Annotated in this window: 16 protein-coding genes; 10 read left to right on the top strand and 6 right to left on the bottom strand. The window is 69.4% G+C overall.

Annotated features, from left to right (window positions below; genetic code table 11):
* Positions 1–353: 353 nt before the first annotated feature.
* Positions 354–2051 carry a Na/Pi cotransporter family protein gene (locus A7D27_RS01200; protein WP_069559603.1) on the bottom strand — a complete coding sequence of 566 codons (1698 nt, stop codon included), beginning with the start codon at positions 2049–2051 and terminating at the stop codon, positions 354–356.
* A 314-nt stretch (positions 2052–2365) separates the two neighbouring features.
* Between A7D27_RS01200 and recC the strand changes: the two genes are divergently transcribed.
* From recC to recD, 4 genes are all read left to right on the top strand, one after another.
* Positions 2366–5614: an exodeoxyribonuclease V subunit gamma gene (gene recC, locus A7D27_RS01195; protein WP_069563880.1), complete on the top strand. Its 3249-nt coding sequence runs from the start codon at positions 2366–2368 to the stop codon at positions 5612–5614.
* 141 nt (positions 5615–5755) lie between these two features.
* Positions 5756–6841, top strand: a complete 1086-nt coding sequence (locus A7D27_RS01190) for a Fic family protein (RefSeq protein WP_069559601.1) — start codon at positions 5756–5758, stop codon at positions 6839–6841.
* Positions 6838–10377 carry an exodeoxyribonuclease V subunit beta gene (gene recB / locus A7D27_RS01185; RefSeq protein ID WP_069563879.1) on the top strand — a complete coding sequence of 1180 codons (3540 nt, stop codon included), beginning with the start codon at positions 6838–6840 and terminating at the stop codon, positions 10375–10377. The genes A7D27_RS01190 and recB overlap by 4 nt, the downstream gene beginning before the upstream one ends.
* A complete protein-coding gene (recD, locus tag A7D27_RS01180) occupies positions 10374–12239 on the top strand; it encodes an exodeoxyribonuclease V subunit alpha (RefSeq protein ID WP_069563878.1) in 1866 nt (621 codons plus the stop codon). The genes recB and recD overlap by 4 nt, the downstream gene beginning before the upstream one ends.
* 118 nt (positions 12240–12357) lie before the next feature.
* Here recD and A7D27_RS01175 read toward each other — a convergent pair whose 3' ends face one another.
* The 5 genes from A7D27_RS01175 to A7D27_RS01155 form a co-directional block, all read right to left on the bottom strand.
* A complete protein-coding gene (locus A7D27_RS01175; RefSeq protein WP_069563877.1) occupies positions 12358–13698 on the bottom strand; it encodes a hemolysin family protein in 1341 nt (446 codons plus the stop codon).
* Between the two features lie 112 nt (positions 13699–13810).
* Entirely contained in the window at positions 13811–15115 is a 1305-nt protein-coding gene (gene phoR / locus A7D27_RS01170) for a phosphate regulon sensor histidine kinase PhoR (RefSeq protein ID WP_069559597.1), read from the bottom strand.
* 24 nt (positions 15116–15139) lie between these two features.
* Positions 15140–15829, bottom strand: coding sequence for a phosphate regulon transcriptional regulator PhoB (gene phoB, locus A7D27_RS01165; protein ID WP_044401460.1), 690 nt, complete (start codon positions 15827–15829; stop codon positions 15140–15142).
* A gap of 110 nt (positions 15830–15939) precedes the next feature.
* The gene (gene ubiA / locus A7D27_RS01160; protein ID WP_069559596.1) at positions 15940–16830 is read right to left on the bottom strand and encodes a 4-hydroxybenzoate octaprenyltransferase; all 891 of its coding nucleotides are present in this window, start codon (positions 16828–16830) and stop codon (positions 15940–15942) included.
* Between the two features lie 28 nt (positions 16831–16858).
* Entirely contained in the window at positions 16859–17413 is a 555-nt protein-coding gene (locus tag A7D27_RS01155) for a chorismate lyase (protein WP_069563876.1), read from the bottom strand.
* A gap of 159 nt (positions 17414–17572) precedes the next feature.
* Here A7D27_RS01155 and A7D27_RS01150 point away from each other — a divergent pair, with 159 nt between their 5' ends.
* The 6 genes from A7D27_RS01150 to A7D27_RS28900 all read left to right on the top strand — a co-directional run bounded on the left by A7D27_RS01150 (position 17573) and on the right by A7D27_RS28900 (position 22845).
* Entirely contained in the window at positions 17573–17740 is a 168-nt protein-coding gene (locus A7D27_RS01150; RefSeq protein ID WP_044401468.1) for a rubredoxin, read from the top strand.
* A 171-nt stretch (positions 17741–17911) separates the two neighbouring features.
* Complete coding sequence (locus A7D27_RS01145; protein WP_044401471.1) at positions 17912–18079, top strand: rubredoxin; 168 nt, start codon at positions 17912–17914, stop codon at positions 18077–18079.
* Positions 18080–18145: 66 nt separating this feature from the next.
* Entirely contained in the window at positions 18146–19294 is a 1149-nt protein-coding gene (locus A7D27_RS01140; RefSeq protein ID WP_069563875.1) for an NAD(P)/FAD-dependent oxidoreductase, read from the top strand.
* 188 nt (positions 19295–19482) lie between these two features.
* The gene (locus A7D27_RS01135; protein ID WP_069559593.1) at positions 19483–19761 is read left to right on the top strand and encodes an HU family DNA-binding protein; all 279 of its coding nucleotides are present in this window, start codon (positions 19483–19485) and stop codon (positions 19759–19761) included.
* A gap of 699 nt (positions 19762–20460) precedes the next feature.
* A complete protein-coding gene (locus tag A7D27_RS01130) occupies positions 20461–21255 on the top strand; it encodes a transporter substrate-binding domain-containing protein (protein ID WP_371914802.1) in 795 nt (264 codons plus the stop codon).
* Positions 21256–21300: 45 nt separating this feature from the next.
* Entirely contained in the window at positions 21301–22845 is a 1545-nt protein-coding gene (locus A7D27_RS28900) for an amino acid ABC transporter permease/ATP-binding protein (RefSeq protein ID WP_069559591.1), read from the top strand.

Here is a 22845-nt window from a genome sequence, read left to right as displayed (position 1 = left end):
CCTCACCTACGCTATCGCCAAACGCCGCGCCCGTACCCAATGGCCGGCCCTGGTCCGCGAGCGCCTGCGGGCCGATGGCCCCACCAGCCGGCTGGTGGATCTGGAGCAGCAGGCATGACGACGGAGGTGGCAGCAGGTGCAGGCAGCGACTGCCTTATTCAGCAAGGCGATGCGGCAGCGCGCGCTCACTGAGGTCGAGGGCGGTGCGGTCGGGTTCTTCATGGACCACGCCGGGTTTGGGGCGTGCAGCACGGCCTGGGTCGGGCTGGCGCTGACCGAGGCGTGTCCGACAGGGTGGCAGGCGGGCTCATGGGCAGGATTCTGCCCAAGGCCGCGTCTATCGGAAGGTGCTGTCAGCTTTGCGAGGTGATCTCCGGCGGGTAGGCCACTTCGTCGTCGCGTAGCGCGCCGATGCCGTCCTCGTCCCGGGTGCTGAGCGGGGCCTCGGGGTTGTCCAGCACGGCGTAGGAGATGGCGCAGAACAGCGAGTTGAGGCGCTTCATGTCGCTGATCAGGCCCAGGTGCAGGGCGCTGGTTTCCATGCTTTCCACCACCTGCTGGTGCAGCCGCTCCAGGTGCGCATGGGACAGCCGCCGCACCAGCACGCGGAAGCGCTGTTTGGCGCGGCGCAGGCGCCTGGCGTTCTCCCGGTCGCCGTTGAGGAACACCGAGAGGCTCAGGCGCAGGTTGTCCACCAGTTGCGTGTACAGCGCGCCAATGTCGGCCAGGCCAGCGTCGGAGAAGGAGCGCTGCTGGGCGGTCTTCTTGTGCTGCACGTCGCCGAGCATGCGCTCGATCAGGTCGCCGGCCTGCTCCAGGTTGATGGTCAGCTCGATGATCTCGGCCCAGCGTCGGCTGTCGCGCTCGCTGAGGTCTTCGCGGGGCATGCGCGCCAGGTACAGCTTGATGGCGGTGTAGAGGGCGTCGATGTCGTCGTCCAGGCGTTGGATCTCGCGGCCCAGGCTGGGGTCGGCGCCGCGTATCAGCGCCAGCAGGTGGTTGAGCATCTGCTCGACGATGTCCCCCAGGCGCAGGGTCTCGCGCACGGCGTTGGCCAGGGCCAGGCTCGGCGTGTCCAGGGCGGTGGGGTCCAGGTGGCGCGGCCGTGCGATGTCGGTGGGTTGCTCGCGGTCGGGCAGCAGCCAGTCGCAGAAGCGCGCCATGTAGGGCGTCAGCGGCAGGAACAGCAGGCAACGCACGCTGTTGTAGAGCACGTGGAAGGCGATCACCAGCTCGGCGGTGGAGAACGGCCAGGTGTCGAGCCAGTTGGCCAGCGGGCCCACCAGCGGCAGCACCAGCAGGGTGCCGGCGAGCTTGAACAGCAGGCTGCCCAGGGCCACCCGGCGGCCGGCGGCGTTCTGCGAGGTGGCGCTGATCATCGCCAGGATGCCGCTGCCGACGTTGGCGCCGATCACCAGGCACAGCGCCACCTTGAGCGGGATCACCTTGGCCGCCGCCAGGGTGGCGCTGAGCAGCACCGCTGCCAGGCTGGAGTAGGTGATCATGGCGAACAGCGCGCCGGTGAGGGCGTCGAGCATCACGTCGCCGGTCAGCGAGGAGAACAGCACCTTCACCCCCTTGGCGGTGGTGATGGGCTCGGCAGCGGCGACGATCAACTGCAGCGCGAGGATGATCAGCCCCAGGCCGATGGCCACCCGGCCGAGCTGGCCGAGGCGGGTCTGCTTGCGCGAGAGGAACAGGATCACCCCGAAGAAGATCAGCAGCGGCGACAGCCACGACAGGTCGAAGGTCAGCACCCGCGCCATCAGCGCCGTGCCGACGTCGGCGCCGAGCATGATCGCCAGCCCCGAGGACAGCCCCATCAGCCCCTGGGCGACGAAGGACGTGACCAGCAGCGCGGTGGCGTTGCTGCTCTGCACCAGCGCGGTGACGCCGATGCCGGCGGCGAAGGCCAGCGGGGTGCGGCGCATGGCGTGCCCGAGCAGGCGCCGCAGGTCGCTGCCGTAGACCCGGAGGATGCCGGTCCGCACGATGTGGGTCCCCCAGACCAGCAGGGCCACGGCGGAAAGCAGGTTGAGCAAGGTGAGCATCGGACCCCTCCTTCAAGAAGCCGGTCGTGCGCTGCCCCGACTGCCGGGCGGCGTTCACGACACGTTCCCGGGGGCCTGGCCGCTGCCATTCCCTGGCAGAACCAGGCCCCCACAGACGAGGGCGCCGCATGGCGGCGCCGCGACATCAGACTGTCATGGGATTGTCATGTTCCGGGGCGCGTCGGGCCAGCCCCGCGCTGCGCGCATCCACCTCCCTGCAAGCCGGTTAAGTCGGCAAATCCTGTCCGTGCGCGGCGTCGCCCCCAATCGGGTCAACTGATACCCTGTGCGCTCCCGATCGACGCGGCCCGCCCATGCTCAACCTCTACCACGCCAACGACCTGGAAAGCCTCGGCGAGCTGGCCTGCGCCCTGCTCGCCCAGCCGCTGGCGGACCCGCTGGCCCCGGCCAAGGTGGTGGTGCCGAGCCAGGGCATGGGCCGCTGGCTGACCCTGCAACTGGCCCGCGCCCAGGGCATCGCCATGCAGCTCGATGTGCAGTTGCCGGCGCGCTTCGTCTGGGACCTCACCCGTCAGGTGCTGGGCAAGCTGCCGCCGCAGTCGGCCTTCAACCCCACCACCCTGACCTGGCGCCTCTACGACTGGCTCTGCGAGCCCGCGCACCTGGAGCAGACGCCGCGCCTGGCGCAGTACCTGGAGGGCGGTGACGAGCGCCGCCGCCTGACCCTGGCCGCGCGCATCGCCGACGTCTTCGACCAGTACCTGCTCTACCGCGACGACTGGCTGGCCGCCTGGGAGCGCGGCGAGCTGCTTGGGCTCGGCCCCGACGAAGCCTGGCAGGCGCTGCTCTGGCAGGCCCTCACCGTCGACGGCCACCCCCACCGCGCGCGCCTGCTGGGCGACCTGCTGGCGCGGCTGCACGACCCGGCGCCGCTGGCCGGCCTGCCCGAGCGCCTGGTGGTGTTCGGCATCAGCAGCCTGCCGCCGCACCACATGCGCGCGCTGGAAGGGCTGGCGCGGCACTGCGAGGTCATCCTGTTCGCCCTCAACCCCTGCCGCGAGGCCTGGGGCGACATCCGCGACATCCGCGAGCTGGCGGCCCTGCCGGAGCCGGGCATCGACGACTGGTACCTGGACGTCGGCCACCCGCTGCTGGCCAGCCTCGGCAAGCAGGGGCGCGACTTCTTCGACGCCCTGTTCACCCTCGGCGGGCAGGACTTCGGCATCTACGCCGAAGACGACGGCCTGGACGACAGCAGCCTGCTGCGTGCCATCCAGAACGACATCCTGCGGCTGCGCACCCGCCATGCCGACGAGCGCCTGGCGCTGCGCCCGGACGACCGCTCGCTGGAGGTGCACGTCTGCCACTCGCCGCTGCGGGAAGTGGAGGTGCTGCACGACCAGCTGCTGGCCCGCTTCGCCGCCGACCCCGGGCTGACCCCCGACCAGGTGGTGGTGCTGACCCCCGACATCGACCGCTACGCCCCCTACATCGAAGCGGTGTTCGCCCCCCGCGAGGGCGTGCCGCGCATCCCCTACAGCCTCGCCGACCGCAGCCTGCGTGCCGAGTTGCCGCTGGTGGAGGCCTTCCTCGCCCTGCTGGAACTGCCCCAGAGCCGCTTCGCCGCCGAGGAACTGCTGGCCTGGCTGGAACTGCCGGCCCTGGCAGCCCGCGCCGGCATCGACGCCGACGACCTGCCGCTGATCCGCGACTGGCTGCGCGAAGCCGGCGTGCGCTGGGGCCGTGACGCCCGCCACCGGGTGCGCCTGGGCCTGCCCGAGGACGACGCCTTCAGTTGGCGCCAGGGCCTGGAACGCCTGGTACTGGGCTTCGCCGCCCCGCCCCGGCTGGCCGGCGAGGCCCCGCCACTGCTGGGGGACAGTTGGCCGCTGGATGCTCTCGAAGGCGCCCGCGCGCAACTGCTCGGCCGCCTGGCCGGCTTCATCCAGCGCCTCGGCGTGCTCGCCGACGACCTGGCCCGGCCGCGCCCGCTGGCGGACTGGGCCGAGACCCTGCAGGGGCTGATCGACCAGTTGTTCGACGAACGCGAGGCCGGCGAGACCCTGCTGCTGCTGTCCCAGGCCTGCGGCGAACTGCGCAAGCAGGGCGAGGCCGCGCTGATCACCCGCCCGGTGGAGCTGGCCCTGGTGCGCCAGCAACTGGTGGCCGCGCTGGATGCCGGCGGCGGCGCCTCGGGCTTCCTCACCGGCGCCGTGACCTTCTGCACCATGGTGCCCATGCGCAGCCTGCCGTTCCGCCTGGTGTGCCTGCTCGGCCTGGACGACGGCGCCTTCCCCCGGCGCACCCCCGCCGCCGGCTTCGACCTGATCACCCGCCGCCCGCGCCGGGGCGACCGCGCCCGGCGCCTGGACGACCGCTACCTGCTGCTGGAAACCCTGCAGTCGGCCCGCGACGGCCTCTACATCAGCTACGTCGGCCGCGACCCCCGGGACAACGCCGCGCTGCCGCCCTCGGTGCTGGTGAGCGAACTGCTGGAGACCGTCGACCTCACCGCCCATGCCGACGGCGCCCCCGCCAGCCAGCGGGTGCTGGTCAACCACCCGCTGCAGCCCTTCGCCCCCGGCAACTTCGCCGGCGGTGTCCACCGTGGCTATGCCGCCCCCTGGTTCCGCGCTGCCCAGCGCCTGGCCGGCGAACCGCAGCCGGCCGCCGCGCCCTTCGCCGAGCCGCTGCCGGCGCCTGACGCCGACTGGCTGACCCTGGAACCCTCGATGCTGGTGCAGTGCTTCCGCCACCCGGCGCGCTTCCTGCTGGAGCAGCGCCTCGGCCTGCACCTGGCCGAGCCCGAGGAAGCCCTCGCCAGCGACGAGCCCTTCGCCCTCGAAGGCCCCGCCTGGCGCGGCCTGCGCCAGCTCGCCCTGGACGCCGTCGAGCGCGGCTGGTCCGAGGCCGACGAGCGCCGCATCGCCCGCGCCGCCGGCTGGCTGCCCAGCGGCGAGCTCGGCCACGCCCTGTGGGGCCAACTGCGCGGCCCGGTGCGCGCCTTCGCCCCCCGGCTGTTCGAAGCCCGCCCGGAGAGCGCACCGCAGCCGCTGCTGGTGGACCTGGAACTGGCCGGCGTGCGCATCCACGGCTGGCTCGACGGCGTGACCGAAGACGGCCTGTTCGGCTGGCGCCTGAACCGCCTCGGCGAATGGGAGCTGGCGCCCTTCTGGCTGCGCCACCTGCTGCTGAACATCGCCGCACCTCCCGGCATCGCCCGGCAGAGCCGCCTGCTGTCGCCGGCCGGGGACTGGCAGGCCGGCCCGCTGACCAACGCCCGGCAACTGCTGGAGCCCTGGCTGGTGGCCTACCGCGAGGCCCTCTGCGCCCCGCTGCCGCTGATCACCAAGGCCAGCCACGGCTTCGCCCACGGCTGGCGCAAGCCCGGCCGCAAGGAGCCCCTGGAAGCGGCCCGCAGCAAGGCCCGCCTGGCCTGGGAAGGCCTCGACTTCGGCCCCCGTGGCGAATCCCAGGACCCCTGGTACGCCCTCGCCTTCCGCGACCGCGACCCCCTGGACGCGCGCTTCGAAACCCTCGCCGAGACCCTGCTCGGCCCGGCCCTGGACGCCCTGGCCGATGACGGCGAGGAGGACGCATGAGCGGCCGCTATGCAGATACGTTTGCGCTCATCTCTATTCAGTTCAGACAGGACATGTATAGGAATTGGCCTTTTTCTATACGCATGCGTATGAAAAGGTCGGAAAATGCCGGTTTCCTGAACATGATGGGAGTCGGTTTCCATGCCTGACCTGCACAGCCTGCACGAACTGGATCCGGTCCGTTTCGAGACCCGGTCGATACTCCGCAAGCTAGCTACGGCCAGCCGGGCACTGGCTGAACTCAAGGGCGTCGCCTCGTCCATCCCCCACCAGGGCATCCTCATCAACACCCTGGGCATGCAAGAGGCGAAGGACAGCTCGGCCATCGAGAACATCGTCACCACCCATGACGATCTGTTTCGCGACGATGCCTTTCCCGATGCCGCGAACAGCCCGGCCGCCAAGGAGGTACTGCGCTACCGCCAGGCCTTGTATGTAGGTCATGCCTCGGTATGTCGAACCGGGCTGCTGACCACCAACCAGATCATCGAGATCCAGGCCGCGCTCGAACGCAACAATGCCGGCCTGCGTCGGCTGCCCGGAACGACCCTGAAGGACGGCTATGGCCGCGTGGTCTATACCCCGCCCCAGGAGGCCGAGCGGATCGTCGAGCTGATGAGGGACCTCGAACGCTTCATCAACGACGATGCGCTCTTCGATGCCGATCCCCTGGTGAAGATGGCACTGATCCATCACCAGTTCGAGAGCATCCACCCCTTCTACGATGGCAACGGCCGCACAGGGCGCATCGTCAACGTGCTGTATCTACTCAAGTGTGGGCTGCTGGACATTCCCGTCCTCTACTTGAGCCGCTACATCGTCCGCCACAAGGTGGCGTACTACGACCTGCTCCAGGCCGTGCGGGACGACGGGCAATGGGAGGCCTGGGTGCTGTTCATGCTCTCGGCCATCGAAGAAACGGCACGCCAGACCATCCATACGATCGAGGGCATCAAGGCTGCGTTGCTCGACTACAAGCACCGGATACGTGCGCAGCACCGTTTCTACAGCCAGGACCTGATCAACAACCTGTTCACCCATCCCTACACCAAGATCGAATTCGTCATGCGCGACCTTTCGGTCTCGCGCCTGACCGCGACGCGCTACCTACAGGAGCTTTCCGACGCGGGTTTCCTGGAGAAGCGCAGGATCGGGCGGTCCAACTACTACAGCAACCTGGCGCTGAACGCGGTGCTGACTGGGGACGATCTGAGGGACGGCCCATGAGCCTCGACCTGCTCGACTCCCCCTTCGACGGCCGCAGCCTGATCGAGGCCAGCGCCGGCACCGGCAAGACCTGGACCCTGACCGCGCTCTACGCCCGCCTGCTGCTGGAGCGCCAGCTCGGCGTCGGGCAGATCCTGGTGGTCACCTACACCACCGCCGCCACCGCCGAGCTGCGCGAGCGCATCCGCGCGCGCCTGGCGGCGCTGCTGGCCATGTACGAGGGCGCCCCCGCGCCGGACCCGGTGCTGGCCGGGCTGCATGCCCGCTACCCGGGCGAGGATGCCCACCGCCGGCTGTTGCTGGCGGTGCACGGTTTCGACGAGGCGGCCATCTTCACCATCCACGGCTTCTGCCAGCGCGCCCTGCAGGACGCGGCCTTCGAGGCCGGCGGGGATTTCGACAGCGAACTGGCGGCCGACGACCGCGACGTGCTGGACGCCCTGCTCGCCGACCTCTGGCGCGCCGAACTGGCTGCCGCCGAGCCGGCCTGGGCGCGCTTCCTGGCGCAGAAGCGGCTGACCCCGGCCAGCCTGCGCCAACGCCTGCGCGGGCACCTGGGCAAGCCCTACCTGCGCATCGAGCCCCGCGACGCCGCCCCGGGCGACCTGGCCCCGGCCTGCGACGCCTGGGAACACGCCCGCAGCCTGTGGCTGCGCGACGCCGCCAGTTGCCTGGCCGAGCTGGCGGCCTTCGACGGGCTCAACAAGCGCAGCTACGACGCGGCCAGGTTCGCCCTCTGGCACAGCGAGCTGGACGCCTACTTCGCCGACCCGACGGCGCTCTTCGCCCCGCCGGCAGGGCTGGAGAAGCTCGCCCGCGAGGCGCTGGCCAAGGGCTGCAAGAAGGGTTTCGACCTGCCGGAGTACCCGCTCTGCTCGGCCCTGCAAGGTCTGGTGGAAGCGTTGGAAGCGGCCAGGCCGGCGGGCGAGGCACGGCTGATCGCCCTGCAGGTGCGCCTGCTCGACACCCTCAACCGCGAGCTGCCCCAGCGCAAGGCGGCCCAGCGTCTGCTGGCCTTCGACGACCTGCTCAACCGCCTCGACGAGGCGCTGCAGGGCGAGGCCGGCGACGCCCTGGCCGCTGCCCTGCGCGAGCGCTACCCGGTGGCGCTGATCGACGAATTCCAGGACACCGACCCGGTGCAGTACGCCATCTTCCGCCGCGTCTACCCGGGCGGCGAAGCCGGGGGCGACCTGTGCTTCGTCGGCGACCCCAAGCAGGCCATCTACGCCTTCCGTGGCGCGGACCTGGCCACCTACCTCAAGGCCCGTGACGAGGCCGCCCGGCAATACAGCCTGGCCACCAACCACCGCTCCGTGCCGCGCCTGATCGCTGCGCTGAACCGGGTCTTCGACCGCCCCCGCCCGTTCGCCGAGCCGGGGCTGGACTACCCGCCGGTGGGCGCCAGCGACAAGCCGCGCGCCCAACTGGTGCTGCCCGAGGGCGGTGCCCCGCTGGAACTGGTGTGGCTGGGGGACGAACCGCTCGGCAAGGGCGAGGCCGGCCGCGCGGTGGCCATCGACACCGCCCGCCGCATCGCCGCCCTGCTGGCCGCCAGCGCCGCCGGCCAGGCCTACTTCGAGGCCGACGGCGTGCGCACCCCGCTGCGCGGCGGCGACTTCGCCGTGCTGGTGGCCAGCCACCGCCAGGCCGGCGACGTGGCCGCCGAGCTGGCCACCCGTGGTGTGCCCAGCGTGCGCCGTGGCCGCGACAGCGTCTGGCACAGCGAAGAGGCCGCCGAACTGGCCGCCGTGCTCGCCGCCTACGCCGAGCCGGGGCGCGAGGGCGTGCTGCGCTATGCCCTCTCCACCCGCCTGCTGGGCCGCGACGCCCAGGCCCTGGCCCGCTGCCAGGACGACGAGCACGCCTGGGACGAGGAGCGCGAACGCGCCGAGCGCTACCACCAGCTCTGGCAGCAGCACGGCTTCATGCGCGCCTTCCGTGCCTGGCTCGACGAGCAGGCGGTGGCCGAGCGGCTGATCGCCCTGCCCGACGGCGAACGGCGCCTGACCAACCTGCTGCACCTGGCCGAACTGCTGCAGGCCGAGAGCCTGTTGCGCCCCGGCCTGGAGCCGCTGCTGGCCTGGTTCATCGCCCAGTGCCAGGCCGAGAGCCACGGCGACGACGCCCTGCTGCGCCTGGAAAGCGATGCCGAGCGGGTGCAGATCGTCACCGTGCACACCTCCAAGGGCCTGGAATACCCGCTGGTGTTCTGCCCCTACCTGTGGGACGGCGCGCTGCTGCGCCGCGACGAAGACATCACCTGCCACGCCGAGGACGGCACCCCGCTGCTGGACCTGGGCGGCCCCGAGCTGGAGGCCCACCGCGAGCGCGCCCGCCGTGAGCGCTTCGCCGAACGCCTGCGCCTGGCCTACGTGGCCCTCACCCGCCCCCGCGACCGCCTCTGGCTGCACTGGGGCCCGGTGGCGGTGCCCAAGCCGAAGAAGGACGGCGGCCTGCCCGATGACGGGCTGCACACCAGCGCCCTGGCCTGGCTGCTGCACGGCCGCGCCCTGCCCGGCGATGCCCCCCTGGACGAGCTGGCCGGCCACCTGGCGACCCTGGAAGGCCCCGGCCTGCGCCAGGAGCTGGAGGCCCTGGCCGCCGACAGTGCGGGCGACATCGCCGTGGTGCCCCTGCGCGAGGCCGAGGCCAGCGCCCAGGGCGAGCACCGCGCCCCGCCGCCGACGGCCCTGGCGCAGCTGCAGCGCACCCTGCACAGCGCCTGGCGGGTCGGCAGCTTCTCCGGCCTGGCGGCCGGCATGCACATGGAGGCACCGGACCGCGACGCCTTCTTCGTGCCGCCGGCCACCGAGCCGGGTAGCGGCTTCCACGCCTTCCCGCGCGGCGCGCGGGCGGGCACCTGCCTGCACGCCATCCTCGAGGACTGGGTGCGCGGTGAGGGCGAGCTGGCCGCGCTGGTGGACACCCACCTCAAGGGCCACGGCCTGCCGCTGGAGTGGGCCGAGACCGCGACCCTGCACCTGCGCCAGGTGCTGGACACCGACCTCGACGGCGCCGGCCTGACCCTGGCCGGGCTCGACCCGGCGCGGCGCCTGCCGGAACTGGGCTTCACCTTCCCGGTGCGCCAGCTCGACCTGCACGGCCTGCGCGCGGTGCTGGCGGACCCGGCCCACGGCCTGCCGGCGCCCATGCGCGCGGCGGCCGAGCGCCTGGAGTTCGACACCCTCAACGGCTTCATGAAGGGCTTCATCGACCTCACCTTCGAGCACCAGGGGCGCTGGTACATCGCCGACTACAAGTCCAACTGGCTGGGGCCCGACGCCAGCTACTACGGCGGCGAACGCCTGGAGCAGGCCATCGCCGCCGAGCACTACCACCTGCAGTACCTGATCTACCTGGTGGCGCTGCGGCGCTTCCTGCGCCAGCGCCTGGACGGCTTCGGCCCGGACGGGCTGGGCGGCGCCTACTACCTGTTCCTGCGCGGCATGCCCGACGCCGGGGTGTACTTCCACCGCCCGGACGACGCGCTGCTGGACGCGCTGGACCGGCTGTTCGAGGAGGGCCACCCGTGACGCCTGCCGACCTGCCCCTGGGGCCGCTGGAGCGCTTCTTCGCCGACAGCCTGCTGCACCTGGAGCCCGATGCGCCGCTGCCGGTGCTGGTGGCCGGGGTGCTCTGCTGCCAGGCCCTGGCAGCGGGCGATGTGTGCCTGCCCCTGGCGCGCCTGGCCGGTCAGCGGGTGTTCGACGAGGGCGTCGAGGGCTTCGACCTGCCACCCCTGGACACCTGGCGGGCGCAACTGGCGGCCTCGCCGCTGGTGGCCACGGCCGGTGGCTACGCGCCGCTGACCCTGGACGGCGACCGCCTCTACCTCAGCCGCTACCACGCCTATGAGGCGCGCCTGGCCGAGGCCCTGCTGGGGCTGGCCACGGCCCGCCCGCCGGTGGACGAGGCGCAACTGGGCGAGTCCCTGGCGCGGCTGTTCGCCCGCAACACCCAGTCGCCGGACTGGCAGCGGCTGGCCGCCGCTCAGGCGGTGCGGCGCAACCTGGCGGTGATCTCCGGCGGCCCCGGCACCGGCAAGACCACCACCGTGGTGCGCCTGCTGGCGTCCCTGCTGGAGCAGCCCGGCGGCGAGCGCCTGGCCATCGGCCTGGCGGCCCCCACCGGCAAGGCGGCGGCACGCATGGCCGAGGCGATCCGCAATGCCAAGGCTGACCTGCCGGTGAGCGATACGGTGAAGGCCCTGCTGCCGGAGGAGGCGCGCACCCTGCACCGCCTGCTCGGCAGCCACGGCGACAGCCCCCGGGTGCGCCACCACGCCGATAACCCGCTGCCGCTGGACGTGCTGGTGGTGGACGAGGCCTCGATGGTGGACCTGGCGCTGATGGCCAAGCTGGTGGACGCGCTGCCCCCGGGTGCGCGGCTGATCCTGCTGGGGGACAAGGACCAACTGGCGGCGGTGGAGGCCGGCGCGGTGTTCGCCGAACTCTGCGAGGGCCGGGGCCTGGACGCCACGGCGGCGGCCGAACTGGAGCGCATCACCGGCCAGCCGGTGCCGGCGGAGACGCCCACCTCGCGCCTGGGGGATTCGGTGGTGCTGCTGACCCACAGCCACCGCTTCGCCGGGGACAGCGGCATCGGTGAACTGGCACGGCGGATCAACGCCGGTGACGCCCGGGGCACCCTGGCGTTGCTGCGCGAGGGCCGCGCCGACCTGGCCTGGAACGCCGGGCCGCTGCAGGCCGCGCTGCTGGAACGTCTGGATGCGGGCTACGCCCCTTTCATCAGTGCGGCACGACGGGGCGACCCGACGGCCGCCTTCGCGGCCTTCGCCGAATTCCGCGCCCTCACCGCCCAGCGCGAGGGGCCCTGGGGCGTGGCCGGGATCAACGAGGCGCTGGAGGCGCGCATCAAGCGCCGCCTGGGCATCGCCAGCCGCGAGCGCTGGTACCCGGGGCGGGCGGTGATGGTGCGGCAGAACGACTACGCGCTGGGGCTGTTCAACGGCGACGTCGGCATCTGCCTGCCGACGCCCCATGGGCTGCGGGTGTTCTTCGAGGGCGAGGACGGCCACCGGCCCTTCTCCCCGGCACGTTTGCCGAGCCACGACAGCGCCTTCGCCATGACGGTGCACAAGAGCCAGGGCTCGGAGTTCCGCGAGGTGCTGCTGGTGCTGCCGGAGCAGCCGAGCCCGCTGCTCAGCCGCTCGCTGTTCTACACCGGCATCACCCGTGCCCGGCAGCGGGTGGAGATCTGGGGCCTGCCCCAGCGCCTGGCCGAGGCGGTGAGCACCCGCGCCGAGCGGGCGGCGGGCCTGGCCGAGCGCCTGGCCCGTGACCCGCAGTCGTCGGTGCTCCCCGCAGCCGCGCCTGCTGCGGCGGCACCGGTCGTACAGGTGCCGCCGGCTGGGGGGCAGTTGGATTTGTTCTAGGGTGTTGGAACGGTGGAGAGGTGGGGCGGTGGGCTGAAGCCCACCCTACGCCCTCTACGGCGCGCCCTGCTCCTGGGTGGGAACGAGAACGGGGCCCCCGTTGTCATGACGTGGTGGGTCAGTCGATCCGCAGGACCTTGGCGAGGAGGATCTTCGGGCCTTTCATCTTCTTGACGATGATGCGCAGGCCCTCGGTCTCCAGCACTTCTTCCTCTTCGGGAACCCGGTTGAGGCTGTCGTAGATCAGCCCGGCCAGGGTGTCGGCCTCGACATGGTCGAGGTCGATGCCGAGCAGGCGCTCGACCTTGAACAGCGGGGTGTCGCCGCGCACCAGCAGCTTGCCGGGCTGGTAGGCGAGCACGCCGCGCTCGGTCTTGCGGTGTTCGTCCTGGATGTCGCCGACCAGCACTTCGAGCACGTCTTCCATGGTCAGGAAGCCGACCACCTTGCCGTCGGCCTCTTCGACCAGGGCGAAGTGCGCGCCGCCCTGGCGGAACTGCTCCAGCAGGCGCGGCAGCGGCATGTGCTTGCTGACGCGCTCCACCGGGCGGGTGAGTTCGGTGAGGTCGAAGGACTCGGGCAGGCTGTCCAGGGCGGACAGGGCGAGGAGCAGGTCCTTGATGTGCAGGACGCCGATGAACTCGCCCTTGCGGTCGTCGTAGACCGGGTAGCGGCTGTACTTGTGGCGGCGGATGACGCCGAGGATGTCGGACAGCGGGGCGTCGTGCTCCAGGTAGATCAGGTCTTCCCGGGAGTTGGCCCAGTCCACCACGTCCAGTTCGCCCATTTCGACGGCGGAGGCGAGTACGCGCATGTCCTGGTCGCTGGGGTCGCGGGCGCGGCTGGAGTGCAGGATCAGCTTGAGCTCGTCACGGCTGTAGTGGTGCTCGTGGTGCGGGCCGGGCTCGCCCTGGCCGGCGATGCGCAGGATGGCGTTGGCGCTGGCGTTGAGCAGCCAGATGGCCGGGTACATGAGCCAGTAGAAGAGGTACAGAGGCACCGCCGTCCACAGCGACAGCAGTTCGGGCTTGCGGATGGCCCAGGACTTGGGCGCCAGCTCGCCGACCACGATGTGCAGGTAGGAAATGATGAAGAAGGCGGTGAAGAAGGAGATGCCGTGGAGCAGCTTCTCCGATTCCACGCCAACGGCGCTGAGCAGCGGGCCGAGCAGGTGGGCGAAGGCCGGCTCGCCGACCCAGCCGAGGCCGAGGGAGGCCAGGGTGATGCCCAACTGGCAGGCGGAGAGGTAGGCGTCGAGCTGGTTGTGCACGGTGCGCAGGATGTGCCCGCGCCAGCCGTGCTGGTCGGCGATGGATTCGACACGGGTGGCGCGCAGCTTGACCATGGCGAACTCGGCGGCGACGAAGAAGCCGTTGAGCAGCACGAGGAAGAGGGCGAACAGGACGAGGCCGAAATCGGCGAAATAGCTGGAGAAGGTGGAGCTTGTGGAAGGGTCCATTAGGGGTCGGGGCTGGCGAATGATCGGCTAAGGGTGAAGGCTGGGCCTTGAGTTTGCAAGCGGGCGGAAGGCCCCGGGAGCGTGGGGCCCGGGGCGCGCCGTGAGGTCTTTCTCAACGCTCGCCGGCCACCTGCGCCGGAGGGAAATGGCAGGTGAAGGTGCTGCCGTGGTTGAGCACGGAGCTGATGTCCAGGCGGGCGCGGTGGCGGAGCAGTACGTGCTTGACGATGGCCAGGCCCAGGCCGGTGCCGCCGGTGTTGCTGGCGCGGCTGGAGTCGACCCGGTAGAAGCGCTCGGTCAGGCGTGGCAGGTGCTTGGCTTCGATGCCGATGCCGGAGTCCTGCACGGCCAGGTGTGCGCCCAGTTCGTCGCCCCACCAGCGGATGCGGATGTCGCCGCCGTCGGGGGTGTACTTCACGGCGTTGAACACCAGGTTGGAGAAGGCGCTGCGCAGCTCGGCCTCGCTGCCGCGCAGGCGCACGCTGGCGTCGGCCTCCAGTTCGATGTGGTGCTGGCGGCTGCCGGACAGGGCGAGTGCGTCGTGGCGGATGCTTTGCAGCAGGGTCTCGACCTCCACCGGCTGGTTGTCGGAGGGGTAGTCGGTGGCTTCCAGCTTGGCCAGCAGCAGCAGGTCGTTGAGCAGGTTCTGCATGCGCCCGGCCTGCTGGTGCATCTGCTGCAGGGCACGGCCCCAGCGCGGGTTCACGTCGTCGACGTTGTCCAGCAGGGTCTCCAGGTAGCCGGCGATCACCGTCAGCGGAGTACGCAGCTCATGGGAGACGTTGGCGACGAAGTCCTTGCGCATCTGCTCCAACTGGTGAAGCCGGGTGATGTCGCGCACCAGCATCAGGTGCTCGCGGTTGCCGTACTGGGTGATGTGGAACTGCAGGCGCCGGCGGTCGTGGACCGGCGAGGGCAGTTCGAGGGCCTCGCGGTAGTTCTCCTGCTCGAAGTACTCCTTGAAGCGCGGGTGACGGATCAGGTTGGTGACCGGCTGGCCGCTGTCCTGGGGGGTCTTGAGGCCTAGCAGGTTCTCGGCGGCGCGGTTCCACCAGTCGAGGTTGCCCTCGCTGTCGAGCATCACCACGGCATCCTTGAGGGCGGCGGTGGACTCCTGCACGCGGTCGATCACCGCCTGCAGGCGCCCGCGCACGCGCTGGTCGCGGCGTTGCAGGTGGTAGATGCTGTCGAACACTTCGCCCCACAGGCCGTAGCCGTCCGGCGGCGGCTCGTCGGGTTTGTGTTCCTTGAGCCATTTGTGCAGGCGCAGCAGTTGGCTGAGGGTCCAGCCGAGGTAGGCGCCCAGGCCGATGGCCAGGGCCCAGCCGTATTCACCGGAGATGAAGCCGGCGAGGAGGCAGGCACCGAGCAGGAGAATCAAACGGCGGATTACGGCACGGCGCCAGTCCTGGTTCAACGGTCGCTTCCTTGTTCGGCGGGATCAGCCCTTGGTGGAGAAACGATAACCGGTGCCGCGCACCGTCTGCACCAGGTTCTCGTAGGCGTCGCCCAGGGCCTTGCGCAGGCGCCGGATGTGCACGTCAACGGTGCGTTCCTCGACGTAGACGTTGCCGCCCCAGACCTGGTCCAGCAGTTGGCCACGGGTGTAGGCGCGCTCCTGGTGGGTCATGAAGAACTGCAGCAGGCGGTATTCGGTGGGGCCCATCTCGGCCGGCTTGCCGTCGATGGTGACGCGGTGGCTGATGGGGTCCAGCAGCAGGCCGCCGATCTCGATGGGGGCTTCGCTGTCGGTGGGGCCGGCGCGGCGCAGCACGGCCTTGAGGCGGGCCACCAGCTCGCGGGGCGAGAAGGGCTTGGTGATGTAGTCGTCGGCGCCGACTTCCAGGCCCTGGATCTTGTTGTCTTCCTCACCCTTGGCGGTGAGCATGATGATCGGGATGTCGCTGGTCAGGTCGTCGCGCTTCAGGCGCCGGGCCAGTTCGATGCCGGAGGTGCCGGGGAGCATCCAGTCCAGCAGGATCAGGTCGGGCTTGCGGTCGATGATGCTGGCGTGGGCCTGCTGGGTGTTCTCCGCTTCCAGGCACTCGTAGCCGGCCATTTCCAGGGCCACCGCGATCATTTCGCGGATCGGTGCTTCGTCGTCGACGATCAGGATGTTCTTGCCAACCATGTGTTCGCCTCGGCTCGCTGGTTCTGATGGTTTGCGCGCATTAGATAACGGAATTATTGCAGTGATATGACACGACCGTGGCGGAGCCGACGGCCGTGTCGTGCCCGTGTTCAGCGCAGTGCGTAGTCGGCCACCACGCCGATGAGGATCGCCAGGCCCGCCCAGTGGTTGTGCAGGAAGGCCTTGAAGCAGGCCTGCGGGTCGCGGTCGCGGGTGCTGTGGAATTCCCAGGCGAAGCAGGCCAGGGCGCCGAGCAGGCCGAGGTGGAAGTACAGGCCCAGTTCGAAGCGGCTGCCGGCCAGCAGCAGGCACAGCAGGGCGAGGCCCTGGAGGGTGGCGATGATCACCCGGTCGGCGTCGCCGAAGAGGATGGCGGTGGACTTGATGCCGATCTTCAGGTCGTCCTCGCGGTCGGTCATGGCGTAGTAGGTGTCGTAGGCCACGGTCCACAGCAGGTTGGCGATGTAGATCAGCCAGGCGGCGGCCGGCAGTTCGCCGGTGGCGGCGGTGAAGGCCATGGGGATGCCCCAGGAGTAGGCGGCACCCAGCACCACCTGGGGGTAGAAGGTGTAGCGCTTCATGAAGGGGTAGCAGGCGGCCAGGGCCACGGCGCCGAAGGACAGCCAGACGGTGGTGGCGTTGGTCAGCAGCACCAGGCCGAAGGCGATGGCCAGCAGCACGGCGAAGAACACCAGGGCTTCCTTCGGGCGGATGGCGCCGGTGGCCAGGGGGCGGGCGTGGGTGCGGGCGACGTGGCCGTCGAAGTGGCGGTCGGCGTAGTCGTTGATGGCGCAGCCGGCGGCGCGCATGACGGCGACGCCGAGGACGAAGACCAGGACGTTCTTCAGGCTGGGATGGCCGTCTGCGGCGATCCATACGGCCCAGAGGGTGGGCCAGAGCAGCAGGTAGACGCCGATGGGGCGGTCGAGCCGGGCGAGCTGGACGAAGTCCCAGGCACGCGGGTGCAGGCGGTTGAGCGATCGCAGGAACTGGATGTACATCGGGGGCCTCCGCTGGACGTGCGGCGGATTATACGGCCTCGATTCCGGCCTGCCGCCACAGCGTGGGGAGGAATATCTCGGCCACCAGCACGCCCAGCTCGTCGCGGCGGAAGCAGGAGCGACGGCCCCAGAGGCGCTCTTCGCGCACCTCGGCCGGCAGCAGTGACGCCGGGTAGCGGGTGACTTCGATGGTGCCGCGGGCGAAGGCGCGGTCGCTGAACAGCAGCTCGCCAAGGGAACGACCGCCAAGGTCGGCCAGGGCCAGGCCGGAGCCTTCCAGCGCTTTGCGGGCGGCGACGCTGCGGGCGAAGACCCAGGGTTCGCCATGCCCGCGCAGGTACACCTCGCGCACCCAGCCCTGGCTGCCGTCGGGCACGCCAAGGGCCTGGCATTCGTCGCTGCGCAGCACCTGCCAGGCTTCGTTCAGCGGGGTGACGCTGAAGGCACCTTCGGCCAGGGCGGTGAGGCGGCGCGTCAGCGAGCCCTGGTCGAACAGCCAGTCGCGCACCTCGGCAGCGGGCGCGGGGTGCAGTTGCTGTGCGGTGAGCCAGCGGGGCGGGTGGACGAGGGCGGCGTTCGACACGGTGGACCTGCGGGGTTGAGGCGGCGCGGGAGTGTAGCACGCAGCCCGGCGCGCTCCGGACGGGCCCGGTTGCCGCAGGGCGGTGGTCGGCGGGCGTCTTGGCGCTGCCCTTTGATTGGGTTAGGTTGCGCGCGCAACCGTGAGTTTCCCGAGGCAGATATGAAGAAATGGCAATGCGTGGTCTGCGGACTGATCTATGACGAAGCCCAGGGTTGGCCGGACGACGGCATCGCCCCTGGCACCCGCTGGGAAGACGTGCCGGCCGACTGGCTGTGCCCGGATTGCGGCGTGGGCAAGCTGGACTTCGAGATGATCGAGATCGGCTGATCCTCCCGGGCCCCCGCGTTCTGCGTGGGGCCCTGTTTCTCCCTCTCCCCCGCTTCTGCTGCACCCCTGGTCACGCCCCAACCTCCGTCGGGGCGCGCGGCTGCCTGCTTGGCGAGCGCGGGCGGTTTGGAGTAGGTTCGGCCGATCGTTCCCGCTGGGGTGGAGGTGCGTGTGCGCAAGTGGCAATGCGTGGTGTGCGGCTTCATTTATGACGAGGCCCTGGGGCTGCCCGAGGAAGGCATTGCCCCCGGTACGCGCTGGGAGGATGTCCCGGCGGATTGGGTCTGCCCCGATTGCGGGGTGGGCAAGGTGGACTTCGAGATGATCGAGATCCGCTGAGTCCTGGTGGTTTTCTGAGCGACGGCCTGCGGGCCGTCGCGTCGTTTTTTATCCTGGGAGTGAGTGATGAGTGCACCTGTGGTGATCGTCGGGACCGGCCTGGCCGGCTACAACCTGGCCAAGGAGTTTCGCAAGCTGGACGGCGAGACGCCGCTGTTGCTGATCAGTGCCGATGACGGCCGCTCCTACTCCAAGCCGATGCTGTCCACCGGCTTCGGCAAGAACAAGGATGCCGACGGCCTGGCGATGGCGGAGGCCGGTGCCATGGCCGAGCAGTTGAAGGCGGAGATCCGCACCCACACCCGCATCACCGGCATCGACCCGGGGCACCGGCAGATCTGGATCGGCGAGGAAGCCGTGGCCTACCGCGACCTGGTGCTGGCCTGGGGCGCCGAGGTGATCCGCGTGCCGGTGGAGGGCGATGCGGGGGGCGCGGTGTTCCCCATCAATGACCTGGAAGACTATGCGCGCTTTCGCGCGGCAGCCGCCGGCAAGCGCCGGGTGCTGATCCTCGGTGCCGGGCTGATCGGCTGCGAGTTCGCCAACGACCTGACCCTGGGCGGCTACGAGGTGGAGGTCGTCGCCCCCTGTGAGCAGGTCATGCCCGGCCTGCTCCATCCGGCGGCGGCCGGCGCCGTGCAGGCGGGGCTGGAGGCCATCGGCGCGCGCTTCCACCTGGGGCCGGTGCTGGCCAGCCTGAACCATGCCGGCGATGGGCTGGTGGCGCACCTCTCCGACGGCACGCACATCACCTGCGACCTGGTGGTCTCCGCTGTGGGCCTGCGTCCGCGCACCGCCCTGGCGGCGGCGGCGGGCCTGGACGTGAACCGGGGCGTGGTGGTGGACCGCGAGCTGCGCACCTCCCACGCGAACATCTACGCGCTGGGGGATTGCGCGGAAGTGGACGGCATCAACCTGCTCTACGTGATGCCGCTGATGGCCAGCGCCCGGGCCCTGGCGCAGACCCTGGCCGGCACGCCGACAGCGGTCAGCTACGGGCCGATGCCGGTGACGGTGAAGACCCCGGCCTGCCCGCTGGTGGTCTCGCCGCCGCCCCGTGGTCTGGACGGCGAATGGACGGTGGAAGGGGCCGGCGCGGACATCAAGGTGCTCTGCCGCGATGCCTCCGGGCGCCTGCTGGGCTATGCGCTCACCGGTGCGGCGGTGCAGGAGAAGCTCGCGCTGAACCGTGAACTGCCGCCGGTCTTGGCATGAACGGCCGGCCTTCTGTCGGAACCGCCCTCGGCTTGTAGGTCAAAACTGTCGGACAACACTGGCGCGGGCCTTTGCGGCATGCCATCCTCCTCGTGGTCTGCCGCAGCGCAGAGCTGTTGCGGCGCCTTGGGCGCTGTTCTGGATGAACAGCACGGACACAAAAACAACAAACCGTCACAGAGGCATCTATGCGTAAACCGGAACTCGCCGCCGCCATCGCCGAGAAGGCCGATCTCACCAAGGATCAGGCCAATCGTGTTCTCAACGCCGTTCTCGAAGAAATCACCAACGCGCTGCACCGCAAGGACAGCGTGACCCTGGTCGGTTTCGGCACCTTCGTGCAGCGCCACCGTGGCGCCCGCACTGGCAAGAACCCGCAGACCGGCCAGCCGGTCAAGATCAAGGCCAGCAACACCGTGGCCTTCAAGCCGGGCAAATCCCTCAGGGATGAAGTTTCTAAAGGATGAGTCGCCCCATCGTTGACTGATCACGATCAGGAAGGCCCCGGTTCCCGGGGCCTTCCTCTTTCCCTGCTCGGCCTGTTTCTCCTCCTGTATTGCCTGCCTTCGGCCGTTTCTGTGCCACGCCCTGCCCACTGATGTACCGCCCTGGCTGTGTGTGCTCGCACCGTCGTGGGTGCAGCACGCCCCCGTTTCCCTGGGACACCGGGCAAGGGCATCTCAAAAGGACAATTGGTGAATGAAACCAGGCATCAGCGTTCAATTAATTTCGATTGTTGCCGGATTTCATTCACCCATACTGGGGCCCGCAGGTGCAGGTAGAGGCGGTATTGCAGGTCCTCGTTGGACGCGACCGCTTCGATCAGGACGACACGCTTGAAGCAGCAGGGATTGCCCGGAGGGGTAACAGCCTGGGAGTCGTAACGGGGTACGCCCCGGGCTGAGCTGAATACCCTGATCCGCAAACCTGGGCGGTGATGGCGGGCCTTTCGAGCCCGCGTCCTGCCGATACCGAAGGTGCCGGGGTCATATGAACAAGAAAAATACCTCGCTTCACACCGAGCTTCGCTCTTTCAACGATCCGCGCCCCCCGGATGAGGGAGGGGGACAGGAATGTCCGTTCAGGCGTTTCAATGCCCGGGCCAGGTCAATAACCCACACAGCCTGGCCCACGCGAAGTCAACGTTGTGGAGCGTGCCCATGATCATCAAGAGCCGTGCAATCCAGTGCATCACCCTCGCTGTGTCCGTTGCGATCACCGCCCCTGCCATGGCCGGTGTGACGAAATCGCCTGGCGTACTGAAAGTGGCCATGGAGGCGACCTACCCCCCTTTCGGGTCCTATGACGATCAGCAGCGCATCGTCGGGGCTGATCCGGAGCTTGCCGCTGCACTCGCCAGGCAGATGGGGGTGGAACTCACGATCATCGATGCCAAGTTCCCGTCGCTGATCATGGGGCTCAATGCCGGCCACTACGATGCGGTGATCTCGGGCATGTACATCACGCCGGAACGGCAGACCCAGACGCAAACCCTGGGTTATGCGCAGTCGGGCGCGTCCGTTCTGGTGCCGAAGGGCAGCAAGCTGAAGATCAGCCGCGCGGAGGACCTGTGCGGCACCACGCTCGGTCTCCTGCAGGCTTCTGCCTGGGTTGCCGAGTTCCGCTCGCTGTCTTCCTCCTACTGCGAGCCTCAGGGCAAGGGCGCAATCGTGGTCAATGAATACCCGTCCGGACCGGAGGTCACCCAGGCCACGCTGTCGCGCAACGTGCAGGCCCAGGTGGAGATGGGGGCCGCCGCCAGGATGATCCTGGAGCGCACGGGGGATCGCCTGGCGATTGCCTCCGACAAGCAGATCTACCCGCAAACGCTGGGCATCTTCGTCAAGAAGAACAACAGCGAAACCTATGAGGCACTTCGCTCCGCCTTTGAAAGGATCAAGGCCAATGGCGAGTACGCGGCCATCCTCGAGAAGTACAACCTGGAAGCCGCCCCGAACTGAGCACGCGCCTGTTCGCTTGTTATCCGTCTTCCGGGTGAGGTGGTTATGCAATTTGATTGGATGTACTTTATCTCGCTGTTTTCCATGCCGGCGTTCTGGAAAGCCTGCGTGGTGGTGATCGAACTGAGCGCCCTGACGTGGGGCATTGGCCTGGTGGCGGGGTTTCTGCTGGCGTTGGCGAAGATGGCTCGCAACCGGTTCGTCCGTTCGGCCGCTTCGACCTACATCTGGTTCTTCCGCAGTGTCCCCCTGCTGGTGCTGGTCGTGTTCGTCTACAACTTGCCGCAGGCCTTTCCCGCGACCGGGAGTGTGCTGATGAGCCCGTTCTATTCCGGGCTGATTGCGCTGGTGGTCACGGAGACGGCCTACATGGCCGAGATTCATCGCGGCGGCATCATCGCGGTGGCGAAGGGGCAGAAAGAGGCGGGGCGTGCCCTGGGCATCGGGATGTTCGGTATCGAGCGCCTGATCGTCGTGCCTCAGGCGTTCCGCATTGCGCTGCCGACGCTGATCAACGAGTACATCACGGTGGTGAAGCTGACCTCGCTGGTCTCGGTCATTTCGCTGACCGAGATATTGACGGTCGGCCAGCGCCTGTATGCGCAGAACTTCCTGGTCATGGAGACCCTGGCGGCCGTGGCGGTTTACTACGTGCTGATCGTCACGGTGTTCGGCAAGCTGCTGCAGGGCCTGGAGCGTCACCTGGAGCTGGGGCGTCGCAAGCCGCAGACGCTCAGCGACTCCCAGGTTGCCGACCTGCGCAGCCGGTTCCAGGACGCGCGCCCTGCCCCCCGGCCGTCGTGCTCACCCGACGGGGTGCCGGCCCTGCGCTTGCGCAACATCCACAAGCGCTATGGCCACCACGAGGTGCTCAAGGGGATTCACCTTGCGGTGGAGGCCGGGCAGGTCGTCTCCATCATTGGCCCTTCGGGGTCCGGCAAGACCTCGCTGATTCGCACGATCAACGGCCTGGAAGGGATCGACCAGGGCAGCATCGAGCTGTTCGGCGAGGTGATCATCGAGGCGGGCGACAGGCCGAACAGCGGGAGGTTGCGCAAGAAGATCACCCACATCGGGATGGTCTTCCAGAGCTTCAACCTGTTCCCCCACCGGACCCTTCTCGACAACGTCACCCTGGCACCGATCCACCACGGGGATAATCGTGCGCTGACGGTGCAGCGTGCCTATCAGTTGCTCGACAAGGTGGGTTTGCTGGCTCACGCCGACAAGTACCCGCACCAGTTGTCCGGCGGGCAGCAGCAGCGGGTGGCGATTGCCAGGGCGCTGGCCATGGAGCCGGACATCATGCTGTTCGACGAGCCGACCTCGGCGCTCGACCCCGAGCTGGTGGGGGATGTGCTGAACGTGATCCGCAGGCTGGCGAACGAGGGCATGACCATGGTCATCGTCACCCATGAGATCGACTTCGCCATGTCGATTTCCGATCGCGTCGTCTTCATGGAGAACGGTCTGGTGCAACTGGATGCCGCACCGGAGCAGATTCGCCATGACCGCGCGGCCGAGCGAGTGCGCAGGTTCATGGGCCTCGGCACCGAGCCTCAGGCTCCGGCGATGGCCATTCAGTGTTGA

Source organism: Pseudomonas sp. 1D4, from assembly GCF_001728925.1.
Taxonomy (GTDB): domain Bacteria; phylum Pseudomonadota; class Gammaproteobacteria; order Pseudomonadales; family Pseudomonadaceae; genus Metapseudomonas; species Metapseudomonas otitidis.
This window is presented reverse-complemented; position numbering and strand designations above follow the sequence as displayed.

Bases quoted from the DNA above. Each gene is read 5' to 3' on its own strand.
- A7D27_RS28900 (WP_069559591.1), top strand. From the start codon at position 21,301: ATGCAATTTGATTGGATGTACTTTATCTCGCTGTTTTCCATGCCGGCG.
- A7D27_RS01190 (WP_069559601.1), top strand. From the start codon at position 5,756: ATGCCTGACCTGCACAGCCTGCACGAACTGGATCCGGTCCGTTTCGAG.
- A7D27_RS01200 (WP_069559603.1), bottom strand. From the start codon at position 2,051: ATGCTCACCTTGCTCAACCTGCTTTCCGCCGTGGCCCTGCTGGTCTGG.
- recC (WP_069563880.1), top strand. From the start codon at position 2,366: ATGCTCAACCTCTACCACGCCAACGACCTGGAAAGCCTCGGCGAGCTG.
- A7D27_RS01140 (WP_069563875.1), top strand. From the start codon at position 18,146: ATGAGTGCACCTGTGGTGATCGTCGGGACCGGCCTGGCCGGCTACAAC.
- ubiA (WP_069559596.1), bottom strand. From the start codon at position 16,830: ATGTACATCCAGTTCCTGCGATCGCTCAACCGCCTGCACCCGCGTGCC.
- phoB (WP_044401460.1), bottom strand. From the start codon at position 15,829: ATGGTTGGCAAGAACATCCTGATCGTCGACGACGAAGCACCGATCCGC.
- A7D27_RS01175 (WP_069563877.1), bottom strand. From the start codon at position 13,698: ATGGACCCTTCCACAAGCTCCACCTTCTCCAGCTATTTCGCCGATTTC.
- A7D27_RS01135 (WP_069559593.1), top strand. From the start codon at position 19,483: ATGCGTAAACCGGAACTCGCCGCCGCCATCGCCGAGAAGGCCGATCTC.
- recB (WP_069563879.1), top strand. From the start codon at position 6,838: ATGAGCCTCGACCTGCTCGACTCCCCCTTCGACGGCCGCAGCCTGATC.
- A7D27_RS01150 (WP_044401468.1), top strand. From the start codon at position 17,573: ATGAAGAAATGGCAATGCGTGGTCTGCGGACTGATCTATGACGAAGCC.